General features: G+C 47.7%; 11 protein-coding genes. 6 read left to right on the forward strand and 5 right to left on the reverse strand.

The features are described from left to right. Positions 1 to 645: 645 nt before the first annotated feature. The 4 genes from D0C16_RS13705 to D0C16_RS13720 all read right to left on the reverse strand — a co-directional run bounded on the left by D0C16_RS13705 (position 646) and on the right by D0C16_RS13720 (position 4,746). Positions 646 to 1,356: a response regulator gene (locus tag D0C16_RS13705; RefSeq protein ID WP_151032904.1), complete on the reverse strand. Its 711-nt coding sequence runs from the start codon at positions 1,354 to 1,356 to the stop codon at positions 646 to 648. Between the two features lie 36 nt (positions 1,357 to 1,392). Beyond that, positions 1,393 to 3,141, reverse strand: coding sequence for a nitrogen regulation protein NR(II) (locus tag D0C16_RS13710; RefSeq protein ID WP_151032905.1), 1,749 nt, complete (start codon positions 3,139 to 3,141; stop codon positions 1,393 to 1,395). Positions 3,142 to 3,508: 367 nt separating this feature from the next. Further along, a complete protein-coding gene (locus D0C16_RS13715) occupies positions 3,509 to 3,967 on the reverse strand; it encodes a lipopolysaccharide assembly protein LapB (protein ID WP_151032906.1) in 459 nt (152 codons plus the stop codon). 17 nt (positions 3,968 to 3,984) lie between these two features. Further along, positions 3,985 to 4,746, reverse strand: a complete 762-nt coding sequence (locus D0C16_RS13720; RefSeq protein ID WP_151032907.1) for a ParA family protein — start codon at positions 4,744 to 4,746, stop codon at positions 3,985 to 3,987. A gap of 236 nt (positions 4,747 to 4,982) precedes the next feature. Here D0C16_RS13720 and D0C16_RS13725 point away from each other — a divergent pair, with 236 nt between their 5' ends. From D0C16_RS13725 to D0C16_RS13750, 6 genes are read left to right on the forward strand one after another with little or no spacing between them, the layout of a single operon-like run. Beyond that, a complete protein-coding gene (locus D0C16_RS13725) occupies positions 4,983 to 5,120 on the forward strand; it encodes a hypothetical protein (protein WP_370458187.1) in 138 nt (45 codons plus the stop codon). Between the two features lie 51 nt (positions 5,121 to 5,171). After that, positions 5,172 to 6,653 carry a site-specific integrase gene (locus D0C16_RS13730; RefSeq protein ID WP_062060820.1) on the forward strand — a complete coding sequence of 494 codons (1,482 nt, stop codon included), beginning with the start codon at positions 5,172 to 5,174 and terminating at the stop codon, positions 6,651 to 6,653. Next, positions 6,650 to 8,617 (forward strand): hypothetical protein, encoded by a 1,968-nt coding sequence (locus D0C16_RS13735; protein ID WP_062060818.1) that lies wholly within the window; start codon positions 6,650 to 6,652, stop codon positions 8,615 to 8,617. The genes D0C16_RS13730 and D0C16_RS13735 overlap by 4 nt, the downstream gene beginning before the upstream one ends. A gap of 1 nt (position 8,618) precedes the next feature. Next, complete coding sequence (locus tag D0C16_RS13740; protein ID WP_062060815.1) at positions 8,619 to 10,718, forward strand: hypothetical protein; 2,100 nt, start codon at positions 8,619 to 8,621, stop codon at positions 10,716 to 10,718. Next, entirely contained in the window at positions 10,715 to 11,140 is a 426-nt protein-coding gene (locus D0C16_RS13745; RefSeq protein ID WP_062060812.1) for a hypothetical protein, read from the forward strand. Before D0C16_RS13740 ends, D0C16_RS13745 begins: the two co-directional genes overlap by 4 nt. A 12-nt stretch (positions 11,141 to 11,152) precedes the next feature. Further along, positions 11,153 to 12,145 carry a serine/threonine protein kinase gene (locus tag D0C16_RS13750; protein WP_062060809.1) on the forward strand — a complete coding sequence of 331 codons (993 nt, stop codon included), beginning with the start codon at positions 11,153 to 11,155 and terminating at the stop codon, positions 12,143 to 12,145. A 429-nt stretch (positions 12,146 to 12,574) separates the two neighbouring features. On the opposite strand, the gene D0C16_RS13755 is transcribed toward D0C16_RS13750, so the two are convergent. Further along, on the reverse strand, positions 12,575 to 12,763 hold the full coding sequence (locus D0C16_RS13755; protein ID WP_062060806.1) for a hypothetical protein: 189 nt from the start codon (positions 12,761 to 12,763) through the stop codon (positions 12,575 to 12,577). Positions 12,764 to 12,955: the final 192 nt, after the last annotated feature.

The following is a 12,955-nucleotide window of genomic DNA, read 5'->3' on the forward strand; positions in this document are numbered from 1 at the left end:
TTTTAAACAAAAAATGAGTGAGTGTTTAGCAAGTAACAGATAGTGAAGCGCCTTAGCGAACAACCGCGATGACCAAGCTCCTTTTACCAGCGACGACAGCCATGTCGTTTGTTCATGTGGCCATATTAAAGGGGGAGATTGTCAGGATTTTGTCGAGGGAAGGGAGATTTGTGTCAATTGTGTCAGCGGGTGTAATTTAACCTGGTGTGGAATGCTGCTATGGCGGATATTGGTTTGCCTGAAACACCCTAGGTGGTGCGGGCTGCCAGTTGTATTTACTTGATGCACGCTATTAATGGATAAGAGTTTTTAAATAATATAGAGTGGATGTGCCCTATAGATATACGGCTTATGTCATTGAATAATCTGTTAGGATTAGGAGTAGAAAAGAGCACGTAGGTACGATTAGCGCAGCGTAATCGTACGCATGAAAAATCAATCGACAAATTTCAGGATGCAAGGAAATGCCTAATGCTCTTGGCCTTATTGAACATTTCATAAATAAGTAAAAGCAGGAATTTATCCCTCGTGTGGGGATAACGGCGCAACAGTAAAAATAGGGGCTAGGGAATAGCATGCGGGGGGAATGGCATTCGTACGATTACGCTGCGCTAATCGTACCTACATAAATAGATCCCCAATGCACTAGGCATTGGGAATATAGACATAGCCTACCGAACGCACGGTTTTAATGGTGGCCGGTTTATCCGGGTCAGGTTCAATTTTTTTACGCATGCGGGTGATGCGACTGTCTATAGATCTGTCGAACGGATCAGCATCGGTTTTGTGCGCAAGCTCCAGTAAATAATCGCGCGACAAGGGGCGATTGGGGTTGGCCAAAAATACCATCAACAAATCGTATTCCATTGCCGTGAGCGGCACTTCAGTATCGCCCTCCCAAAGTTTGCGCGTTTCCACATCCAACAAGCATTTGCCAATTTTTTTGCGCGCGTCTTGCACTGGTTGCGTATTCGCGGGCAATTCATTTTGCGTGCGGCGCAATACGCTGCGCACACGCGCCAGTAACGCGCGCAAATCAAACGGTTTGCCGACGTAATCGTCCGCCCCCATTTCCAGGCCGACTACCATATCCACCTGCCCGGCCGACGCGGTAACCATAATAATTCCGGCGCGGGTGTGTTCGCGCAAATAGCGTGTGAGAGTTAAGCCATCTTCTCCGGGCATATTCAAATCCAGCAGCACAATATGTGGTGTAAATTCCGGCAGGATTTTTTTCAGCTCCTGACCATTTACTGCCACCTTGACCGCAAATCCTTGCATCTCAAAATAATCGGCGAGAGTTTCGGCAATGTCGATTTCATCATCAACCACAATCATTTGATATTGAGTGCTCATGTCGCTCACTTGATGCTAATTAATTTATTGATAAATTTATGCCGGACACAGCGGCAAACTCATTCGAAAGCAAGCGCCGTTACCGGTGAAGGGCTCCAATTCCAAACTGCCGCCATGCGCTTCAACAATACCGCTGCACACCGCCAACCCCAAGCCAGTCCCTTTTCCAGGCGCTTTAGTGGTGAAAAAGGGTTCGAAAATGCGGCGCTCAACCTCGGGGGTTATACCCGGACCGGAATCTTTAATGCGCACAAGCAGTGCTGATTGATCGTCGGTAACTGAGGATTCGATTCGCAGTACTTTTTGCGCTGATTCCTGCATCGCCTGCTGCGCATTAATGATGAGATTGCTCACGACTTGATGAACCTGGTCTGCATCCGCCGATACGCGCGGCAAACACTCTCCAAGCGCTAATTGCAATTCAATGTGATGCTCGCGCAATTTGGGTTCAAGTAATTCAAGAACCCTTGTGATTAATTCGTTGACATCAACCGGGGCACAGCTGGGTGGCTGATTGCGAGCCATGGACAGGAAGGTGTTAATGATAGTGGCGCAGCGCTCGGCCGCTTGACGAATTTTATCGGCGCGTTTGAGCACGCGCGTATCCTGCTCGGTTTCTTGCAGCAATTGCGCCTGGCCCACGACAATCGCGAGTGGATTATTCAGCTCATGGGAAATTCCCGCGAGCAATGTCCCCATGGCCGCAAGTTTTTCATTGCGCTGTAAATCTTCGCGCTGACGCGCGATTTCATGCTCGGCATTGCGCTGGGCAGTGAGATCGCGAATGTAGGCGGTGACCAGACGGCGACCAATTAAATCCACCTGACGTAAAGTAAGCTCCACCGGAAACTCACTGTTGTCACTGCGCTTTGCCTGCAATTCCAGGCGCTGCCCCAACACCTTGGGTGCGCCCTGTTCGCTGTAACGACGAAACCCATGCTCGTGTTGCGCGCGCATGGCATCGGGCACAATTAATTCACCGATGGATTGACCCAGGGCCTGCTCGCGGGTGTAACCAAACATTTGCTCGGCGGCTTCGTTAAATTCAATCACCGCTCCCTGCTCATCGATAGTAATCACTGCATCGAGCGACGCGGCGATCATCGCGCGATGTAATTTGCTACTGTTGTTTTTAATCACCAGCGATTGGTAAAACTGCCAGCGCGAATGCTGCTCGATGGTATAGCCTGCAAAAATCCCGATGATGGCATTGGACATCAGGAAAAAATTATTGGAAATAATATCGGCGAGCGGCAGGTTTTTATAAAACGCGATGCAGTTGTACAGCAGCACTATTAACAACACCGTGCGCAACGCGTTGAGAAACCGCAATCCAACAATAAACAGCGTCCAGGTGATGCACAGGTTTATACCCGCGTAGTAATAGTGGCTGTATTGGTTGTGGGTGATTAACAACATGGCAAAGATGCCACCGGCGGCCACCATGCTGGAGGCAAATACAACTTGCTGGTGGATGCGTTGGAAAATCGCCTGATAACTGATGAGAAATAGCAGCGCTAACAGGCTGCAGGTCACGGCGCGGACACCCCAAAGGGCCCACATGCTTTCCGGCACTAACAGGTAATCCAGAAACGCAAAATTCAGGTAGAGCACAAACGCCAGCGCCAGGGCGATACGCACTTGCTGGGCAATGTTGCTGGCCACATTGGCCTGGTATTCCTGCTCGAGACCCGCATCGCGAAAGAGCAGCGTCAATGGATTAAAAATCCGATAGCGCTGGCCAAAAGCGAGGCTGGTGTAATTGTCGATGACCAGATCGTTCATTCGTTTCCCTGCAATGCCATAGAACTGTTTGGTATGGCCGCGAAAGCCAAGTGACAAATTGTAACTGTTGGTAGATTTAGATGCAGCTGGGCGATGAAACTTTAACGCGCCGCGCTCTGGCAATTAACCCGATTACGCCTAGGCTTAAATAGCGGTACCCACTTTATGCACTGGAGGTGAGCAAGATGAGCAAATCTCAAGACAAACGCAAAGAAAGTAAAAAACCGGCAACTCGCACTGCCAAAGAAAAACACCAACTGAAAAAGGCCAAACAAGCCGACCATGCTCATCGCGAATTCTAGCGATGATGCGATCAAACAAAAGGGCGCAACCTGCGCCCTTTTTTTGTGCCTGTTAAAAACGCGAATTACTGTCCGAGCGACTCTCGCACCCGCAGTAACCCGCTGGCCACATCGGAACCCTGAGGTGCAAAGCGCAACCCCTGCTGCACAAACATCTCCGCTTTTTGCGGTTGCCCCAGCTGCATATAGGCCTGAGCCAACACCAGATACAAATCTGCCGCGCGCCGCTCGATACGCAAACCGCGCTCGGCAGTGGCAATAGCCCCCTGGTAATCCTGCGCGAGATATTGGTTACGTGCCTGGCGAGACAAGCTGACGGCGGCTGGGTTCAAGCTCACTGCTGGCCTGGGTACCACGCCCGGCTGCGGCTGTACCACTGCCGGCGTGGTTGAGGGCTTGGTTGTTACGGCCGGTTTGGAGGGAGTAGGCGCTGGACGCGGTGAAGGCTGCTGGCTGTAGGGCGTACAACCGATAAAAGCTAACACACAGCCTGCGATTAACAGGCGTTTACACAAGTTGATCATGGGATATCCGCTACGAATTATTCAGCTTCTTTAGTCGCAGCCTTGAGCAGCCGCGCAATTTCTTTCCACAAATCGATATAGGCCAGTGCCGCTCGACTGCGCTGATTGTAACTGGTGAGTGGTGCCCGGCGCAGCCCCATTTGCTCAACGGCCGAATCATTCGGCACATAGGTCTTGAGCATGGGTACCGGCATTTTCTTGCTGTTTTCAACCGCGTCGCGATGCAGGCTGCGGCGCATATCCACCAAATTGAAAAATCCAACGATACGTTTGGGCGCAGATTTCTTGCTGTTCAAAAACTCGATCACTTGTTCCATGGCGCGAATCGAGAGTGGGCTGGGAATCATCGGGATTAATAAAATATCCACTTCCTGCAACAGCTGTTCTACGCTGGGGGAGAGCGTGGGCGGGCAATCGAATATCAGCACATCGGCTTTTTCACTGAGCGGCTTGAGCAATTGCTTGAGGAATTTTTTGTCTTTACTGAGCTCATCAAATTCACTATCAAGACTGCGCAAACTCAAGTCCGCGGGAATCAGCATCAAGCGCGGATAGGGACTATAGAGCTCCATCTCTCCGATGGATTTGCCCTTGCTAAACAACTTGATCGCCTTGGCGGAATCCGGCTCCTGCTGACAAAACCAACTGGCCGCTGCCTGCGGGTCCAAGTCCCACAGAATCACGTTCTTTTTGGCGGCGGCAGCCATATAGGCCATGTTGACTGCAGTGGTAGTTTTGCCCACGCCGCCCTTGAGGTTATAGAAAGCGATTTTGATCATAACAATCCTATGCGTGTTGTTACCGGTCGCGCCATCTTGCAAGGGAGCAAGTGCCGGTCATTATCGTGAAGGAAATCTGCTCAAGGCGTTTTAACTTGTAGCATTTTTATGCAAATCATTCAAAATTTATCCGCCATTTCACACCTGTCATGGATTAAAAGCATCGATTAGCGCATAAGCAAGCAATGAGCTCCGGCGAGCGCTACAATCGCACCCTCTTTCCCGAGTCACTTGTTATGAGCCAGACCCATCCCTACGAACCGCTTACCCCTGATTTGGTATTGGATGCGATTGAAAGCACCGGCCTGCTAACAGATGCGCGAATACTGGCACTTAACAGCTATGATACCCTTAACGTGCACATGTATACATAACCCCCTTAACGTGATTGAATGTATGTACAAAGCTGCTGCAAGAGATCACTTATGCGAGACGATAAAAAATCGAAACAGGCATTAAATTCAACGGCGCGACTCTCCTGCATCGATGTATTTGTTCCTGCACAAATTGCCTTCGACCCGCAGCGAGATCAAAGAGTGGCGCGTTTTTCAAGATTGAAATACACCGACCTGTCCCTTCAGTTTTCACCGATTGAAGACGGTGTGATTCGTAACTTTCCAGTCCTAATTCGTGGCGACGGCACCCCCTGGGACTTAGGGAACCTGTACCTGATGAGTAAGTTCACAGAAATGGCGAAGCTTGCCCCGCCAATTATCGATACGCTTAGATCGATAGCCAAACACCTGATTATGTATTTACGGTGGATTGAGCACTTACGCAACGAAGGCAAAGATATTCATGAGCTGTACTTCCCAATCGAAGAAGAGAAGCGGGTTACCTGGGCTTACTACAGATACCTAAAAAGGCTCTTGCGTGAGAAGAGCGGCCAGCCGATCTCTCTAAGCGTAGCTAAAGCTCGTATGCAAGCAGTAATCGGATTCTATCGTGGGCTTTTAGCATGGAAGCTGGTAGCGGAATCCGCAATCGAACACAGTGCTTACAAAAGCTCCTTTGTTGGCATCCCGATTGTTAATTCGATCGGCCTTCAGATGATGAAAATTGTAGAGACTTCTAACTTCAAGATTCCCAAACCACAGCGTAACCACGTGGGCGAGATTGCGGACGGCGGAACCCTGAGACCACTGACAGAGAACGAGCAGAACCTATTCCTTCAACAGCTCAGTAAAAGCAACAATCGAGCTTTCCAATTAATGTGCTTTGTGACCCTTTTCACAGGAGCTCGCCTCCAAACTGTTTGTACACTCAGAGTTAAAGATATCTACGATCTCCTCAAGAAATCCCCAAAAAATGGCGAGGTGCTTCTTCGAGTCGGTGATGGCACTGGAGTTGATACAAAAAATCAAAAGCGCTATCGGCTCCACGTACCTATTGAGTTGGTTCGAATGCTGCGCGATTACATTGAATCAGACGAATGTCGGGGCCGTCGGGCACTCAGTTTTTATGAAGAGAGCCACGAGAACTATGTTTTTCTCGCCTCAAACGGGTCACCTTTTTACACAAGCACCTCCGAGATTATTGACCGCCAAGAGGGGCAATTTAGCAAACGTATTTCGGCGCGAGATCGCGTTACTTTCACCGTCCAAACGGGTAATGCCGTGAGAAACTACTTAAGTCGCTTAATAAAAGATATCCGCGTGAATCATCCAGACTTCAACACGTTTAGATTCCATGACCTTCGGGCAACATACGGAATGAACTTTATTCGAGACGCAGATGCCTCCGGGTCCATGGATATCCGCGACGAACTCAAACAGCGTATGGGGCATTCGAACTTTAACACGACTCAAAGCTACCTGAATTACGATAAGAGCAACTCAATAGTCAGAAAAGCAAGCGCATATCATCACGAGAGAATCAATCGCACAATAGAGCAGCTTCGGACATGACAAACGGCGCGATCACTTACACCCTACCCGAACTGAATACGCTGCCCAAGAACAGTTTTGATATAGCACCGACGTTCAGGCCAGAATTAACTTGCATTGATCAAGGTCAGGGCAAGAAAATGCGCTATCTAAAAACATACCGTGTCTGCTATCTCGATCGTCGATCGCTCGATCCTACTATTAGATCCTTCAATGAGCGAAAGAAAGTCAACCCTTTAAGCTTTTGCGCCAAACGAGCCTCCTTGATCCAACCGATCATTAAAGGACTACTAGAGGGTCATTCAGGTATTCCCGATTTTTGCTGGATTGAGTCCATATTCGATTGGATTGACCGGCATGAGCGCTCGGCTGAGCTATATAGCCTTGAGGGCGCCCGAGGGCTCTACCGAGATTGCACCGATCATATTCGTCACCGCCTGCGCCTGTCTAATGTGGGTGATAGGGCTATATCGATCGGCTATCCTATGGCTCAAAACCTGCAATCAGCATTGATATATATCTGTAGTCAGGCCAGCGGACATGATCCTAAAGTGGTGCAAAGTTGGGCAATACGAATTCCTCAAAAAAAAATGGGGATGAATGAGTTGCCTGCACCCGCAACAACCGCCGATGAACATGCAGTGGCTTACGCCCTCCATCAGCGCTACTTTGAGGCATTCACTCATGCTGTCCTCAATAACATCGCCCCACCAGTGGTGGTCAAATTGGCAGATCTAGGTTTCGAGGACCTGATTTTCTACAGCCAGATATCAAACAATGCGAACGGCTGGTCAACACGAGTGAAGGGAGGTCGCGCTGATTGGCAGCCCTTTTTTTTCCGACGTGAAGGGGTATTTGAAGGCAAGGCCAGTGCATTTAATGCGCTGCTAGCTGAGCATAGCGTCCCGCCCATCAATCCTGATAGCTTCAAGCGGTTACAGGAAAATAACCGCAAGTTTAGTCAATTCACACTTCACGAGTTGGCGAACCATGCCACGCGCCATTTTGCGCATCTGTTGATGGCGGAGACCGGGAACAATGCTGCGCACCTCGTCAGTATTGACTGTCAAAACGTTCGATTAGACAGAGCAGTGGGGTTAGCAACGACTAGAGCTATCAAAGGGCGCGCTAGCTTTGAGCAACAAGAACAACATGTGGATCTTCGCTTCGCTCAAACTACTTGGAAAATATATCTCAAGTTACACGGTTGGATGACCCAGCAGATCGAAGCTCCGCCAAAGTTGGGATTATTTCTTATTACTGACCGCGCTGACCGAGTCCCCTATAGTTTACTATCGGGCAACGCTATGCGGCAGCTAAGTCTCTGGCCTGCGCGCGCGCCAGCACTGGCCACCCGGGCTGCGCGTAAGCACAAATCAGTGAACCTGTTAGAAGCCTCCGGCGGCAACATCGCTATGGTCTCTAGTATGCAATTGGCATCACCAAGAACTATTGAAAGGCACTATGCTTTCAAAAATCATGAAGAAGCAGCAAAAGCAATGAACGACTACTTTGCAGCACAAGCAAAGGCTGCGGAACTGCGTCATATGGATATTAAGCCTGTACGAATCATTAGCGATGGTGAAATAACGCTCACAGGCGTCTGTGACTTGGAACAGGATGGACCAAAATGCGTCGAGGGTTTTGAGGAGCTTGCAATTGAGCCACGCTGTAGCGCCCCTATTACGTGTATATTTTGCGTGCACTTTGGCTTGCATGCCGACATTGAAAGCATATTACGCTTGCTAACCATCAAGCTCTGGATCGAGACTCAGAGCCGCATCAGCTCAATCAATATCGATGAGCAATTCCAAAAATTCGCGCCATATTTGAATCGTATCCAACAGATACTAGAAGATCTTTCTGACATGAGTGACGAAATCTCACTGTATGTGAAAGATGCAATCATACGCTTTGAGCGCGGTGAGCGAGACCAATATTGGGGAGCCAAAATAAACGCACTACTTGAAATAGAAGGGACATAATATGGCGTTTCAGATCCATTGTGCCAACCCTGACTCGCATCAAGCACCTGACACGATCAACCATGTATCAAAATTAGGTATTGACCCAAACTATGTGATTGCACGCAATAAGAAGGGTGACGTACTGAGTTATTTCAAAGACAACAAATGGGATCTACGCGTTTATGGTGCCAATAACACCTTCAATTTTGTGAGCTGGTGGGATGCGAAGACTCAAGGACCGATGGACGCGCTGGCGCGCAGGCTCACAGAAGAGATAAAAACTGTTTGTTGGCTTAACATTTTTGAAACAGCCACAAACGCAGGGCGCTCGCGGGGAATGGTTCATGTACGGCAATCACTATCGATTCTGCGAGCGATTGCCAAATTAGCCCATGGGCTTAACCTATCACTCGCTGAGGCCGATACGAGCTTACAGTTTCAAGTGGCATTGCGCAGCTCGATCTCGAATGTAGACGACGGGTTTAGCTTGCCAACTGCATTAATGGGGCTACTACGAGACATTGCATTCTGGCAACAACTAAATACTATTGAGTGCGACGTGCCTCGACTTGTCCCGGAGGCAAATTTAACCGATATATTGACACTCATTCAAAGTAAAGCCCGCACACGGGAAGATCAGAAAGAGCATCACCCTCTGATTCCCACACGGTTGTTAGGCAAGATAATAGGCGGTGCGCAAGAGCAATTGAAAGCTGCTGAGCCCTATTTGCCGCGCCTAGAAGCCTATATCAAAGCAATGAACGCAGACCCGAGTCTGTGTTCGAATGAAAGCCGTAGCTACGCGGAAAATCTGAAGCGAGTGATGAGGCTATACCCAAATTGCACATTCCAGACATGGCCTGAGGTCAAGGAGCATAGCCTTAACACCGCCGAGACGCTTGAGCGCTTTGGCCTTACGGCCTACGCAAAACAGGTGGGCCTAAACAACTTAAATTCGATTGATTCGCACATCACACACTTGCAAGTGCTCTGTATATTCCTGATCCACGCATTCTCAGGTATGCGAATATCCGAGGTACAAGTTATGCCTTTTAGGCCGATAGTGAACTCTACTACAAAGGGGCTAGGAAATTTACCGGTGTTTGTGTCTTACCTCCAAAAGTTTACACAGAAAGGGCACTACAGTCGCCCGCTGGTGTGGGCAACCTCGAAGGAGGGGCTTTATGCCGCCAGCATCGCGCAGCAACTTTCCACCCTCACCTGGTTTAGAAGTCATCAAATTGGAGATGAATTACCAAACAATGCCCCCCTTTTTATAGGAAAAGGCTTCAATACAATTACGCCTAACGTTCATTATTCGCTACCGATAGCGACCACCCTATTCGATACAAAATCTTGGCGTGCCGCTTGTCTATCGCTTGACTTGACGATCAAAGCGGAAGATTTGGAGGAATTGCGAGTGTTCGATGCATTTCGAGCATGGGATGAAAACCCCAATTTTGCAGTGGGAAAACTTTGGCCACTATCGTCACATCAATTCCGACGCTCAGTAGCCGTCTATGCAAGCCGCTCTGGAATGGTATCTTTACCAACACTAAAAACGCAATTTAAGCACCTATCTGAAGTGATGACGGCGCTTTACTCAGAGAACTCAAGCTATGCCCAAAACTTTCTCATTGATGAAAGTGGCAGGCCCATTGATGGCGGCAGTGTACTGATGTCGTTCCGTGATGCTGTTGCATTCAACACGAGCGTTCGCTTTCATGAACAAGTAATTCGATCTGAACAGCAACTGTGCGGACCTATTGGAGCAGATATTCAGCGCGCAAAGGACAGAAATAGCCTACCTAGAATCTTCCACAGCCAAAAAGAAACCCAAATGGCTGTCAAACAAGGTAAATTCAGTTTCAAAGAAACTCCGGTAGGTGGCTGTGTTCTGAAAGGCAGCTGCCCTCATTTTGCGATCGATTTGGTCTTACCTTGTACGAGTGGTTGTAAGCACGCAATCTTAAAACCAGAAAAACTTGAGACTTACATCGAAAGCCTTCGCTTTGACTTGGCTTCGATATCACCGAAGAGCCGCCCGTACCAACTTATTAACCAAGAGATTGATTTTATAAACTCTACATACCTGAAACCGGCGACAACTAAACAATGAAGACAACCAGTACCATCATGGAATATTTTGCCGCACTAGAAAGGCTCAAAAAAAATGCGCCGGTTCGTGTCCCCAAGGGTTCCCCAATTAATAAGGATCAAGTCGCACTTGAAGCAGGACGGAAACGTGGCACCATTCGCAATCGCCCAGGATTTGAACAACTTATTGCAGAAATTGAATCTGCATCAAGCGAGCAGCCCCCACCCCGCAAGAAAACGCGAACTCAGAACAATCCCAATCAGTCTGCTGAGATAGAGCAACTCAAACGTGATCTGGATATCGCCCGCAGCCGCTACATGTCTCTGCTATATCTTAATGCAGAGATGGCAAAAGTTATCCGTAAACTCGGCGGAGAGGTTCCTCAGTATGGCATAGTGACTGATGTGCGAGTGGATCCCAAAAGCACCGATGTACCTTACTAATGAGTTCAAAATATGTCAGACCATCCCTACAGCACCTTAACACCAGAACGAATTCTTGATGCCGTTGAGTGCTTGGGATATCAATGTGATGGTCGTTTAAATGCATTGAATTCTTACGAAAATCGTGTATTTCAAATCGGAATTGCCGACTCTGCGCCCCTCATCGCAAAATTCTATAGACCGTCCCGGTGGTCGTTTGAGCAAGTAAGTGAGGAGCATGACTTTTGTAAAGAGCTTGCAGTAGCAGAGTGGCCAATTGTTCCACCGTTAGTACATGAAAGCGGAGTAAGTGCTCATCGGGACGGAGAATTTACATTCGCATTATTTCCACGAGCTGGAGGGCATGCGCCAGAGCTAGATAACTTAGACACTTTAGAATTACTTGGTCGCTCGCTTGGAAGATTACACGCAATTGGATCGATAAAGCCCTTCAGTCATCGGTCACTGCTTGATATCAAGAGTTATGGTATCGATAGTCGGGAATTTCTCCTGAGTAATAATTTTATTCCACCGAGCCTCCTTCCGGCCTACGAATCACTGACTAAAGATATTATTAAAATAATAGAACAGCGATTCAGTGAGTGTGCTTATTCACCAATTCGTATTCATGCTGATTGCCACCCGGGCAACATTTTGTGGCGAGAAGACCGCGGTGTATTTGTTGACTTCGATGATTGCCGCATGGGACCTGCTGTACAAGACTTGTGGATGTTGTTGAGTGGTGATCGCCAAGATCGAACTACGCAGCTCGATGCACTGTTAGAAGGCTATGAGATGTTCCATGACTTCAACGATTCAGAACTATGTTTGATAGAGCCCCTCAGAACTCTTCGTATGCTGAATTACGCCGCCTGGATTGCGAGACGTTGGACTGATCCGGCATTCCCATCAACGTTTACATGGTTTAATACCGAGCGCTACTGGGCAGAACATGTCCTTCAATTGCGAGAACAGTTTGCGAACCTTCAAGAGCCAGCACTCTTAAGGTCTTCAGGAAATTATTAGAGAATTTTTTCATTCCGAACTAGATTGATCCCCCCAGAGTGAGGGCGCCTAAATAGTATTCAGCCTGAAAATAACTTCGTCGTAATACAGAGCTGTTCAGCAAGGCTTTGAGCAATCCTTTATGCATTTTCTTCTTCAGAGATATATTTGCTGTTCAGCTACACTTGAATGCCGCACCTGTTATCCAGTTTATCAACGCAACCTCATGCCAACTTACCGCTCCAATTAGGTAAATTGATGCAATAAAGTGGGTAAATGGTTTACGATTGTGTGAAAAAATTGGTGCGAATTCGCATCTCGATGATTCTAAAGAAAATGACTACTGTATCTTAATGATGATGTTTTAATATGAGGAAAAATTCCACAAGCCAGCAAGAAAAAAAGGATGATTATTGCTCGGTTCGAAAGAATAACTGCATAAAGGGATCATCATTTCTTACCGATGATGTCAGTCGACTTGCCATCAGGCTGAACATCGAAGCTATCAAAATTGTCTGGTGAATACGTAATGGACAAGTCCAGAGGATCAGCTGAGAAAAAAGCGTCACCTGCTCTGCGGGTTTTTGGAGAGGATATACGTATTAACAGAGCATAAAATTCGTCATTAATATCAGACATAGTTTCCACTTTTAAAGATAGAGTTATTGATTTTCATTCAATGCGGACCCATTTTGGCATTGAATATTGACCAACTTAAAATATTGAAAAAACCAGTTAGGATGATTACTAACACCTATTATCCTGGGTCATTCTTAAACGCAAAAAACGACCAATTTCATACATAAATCAACACGCAGTTATTTGATTTTT

The sequence above is a fragment of the Cellvibrio sp. KY-GH-1 genome (genome assembly GCF_008806975.1).
GTDB lineage: Bacteria > Pseudomonadota > Gammaproteobacteria > Pseudomonadales > Cellvibrionaceae > Cellvibrio.

What these genes read in the sequence shown, in the direction of transcription:
- D0C16_RS13745 (WP_062060812.1), top strand. Translation starts at nt 10,715, where the DNA reads ATGAAGACAACCAGTACCATCATGGAATATTTTGCCGCACTAGAAAGG.
- D0C16_RS13705 (WP_151032904.1), bottom strand. Translation starts at nt 1,356, where the DNA reads ATGAGCACTCAATATCAAATGATTGTGGTTGATGATGAAATCGACATT.
- D0C16_RS13740 (WP_062060815.1), top strand. Translation starts at nt 8,619, where the DNA reads ATGGCGTTTCAGATCCATTGTGCCAACCCTGACTCGCATCAAGCACCT.
- D0C16_RS13725 (WP_370458187.1), top strand. Translation starts at nt 4,983, where the DNA reads ATGAGCCAGACCCATCCCTACGAACCGCTTACCCCTGATTTGGTATTG.
- D0C16_RS13715 (WP_151032906.1), bottom strand. Translation starts at nt 3,967, where the DNA reads ATGATCAACTTGTGTAAACGCCTGTTAATCGCAGGCTGTGTGTTAGCT.
- D0C16_RS13735 (WP_062060818.1), top strand. Translation starts at nt 6,650, where the DNA reads ATGACAAACGGCGCGATCACTTACACCCTACCCGAACTGAATACGCTG.
- D0C16_RS13730 (WP_062060820.1), top strand. Translation starts at nt 5,172, where the DNA reads ATGCGAGACGATAAAAAATCGAAACAGGCATTAAATTCAACGGCGCGA.
- D0C16_RS13710 (WP_151032905.1), bottom strand. Translation starts at nt 3,141, where the DNA reads ATGAACGATCTGGTCATCGACAATTACACCAGCCTCGCTTTTGGCCAG.
- D0C16_RS13755 (WP_062060806.1), bottom strand. Translation starts at nt 12,763, where the DNA reads ATGTCTGATATTAATGACGAATTTTATGCTCTGTTAATACGTATATCC.
- D0C16_RS13720 (WP_151032907.1), bottom strand. Translation starts at nt 4,746, where the DNA reads ATGATCAAAATCGCTTTCTATAACCTCAAGGGCGGCGTGGGCAAAACT.
- D0C16_RS13750 (WP_062060809.1), top strand. Translation starts at nt 11,153, where the DNA reads ATGTCAGACCATCCCTACAGCACCTTAACACCAGAACGAATTCTTGAT.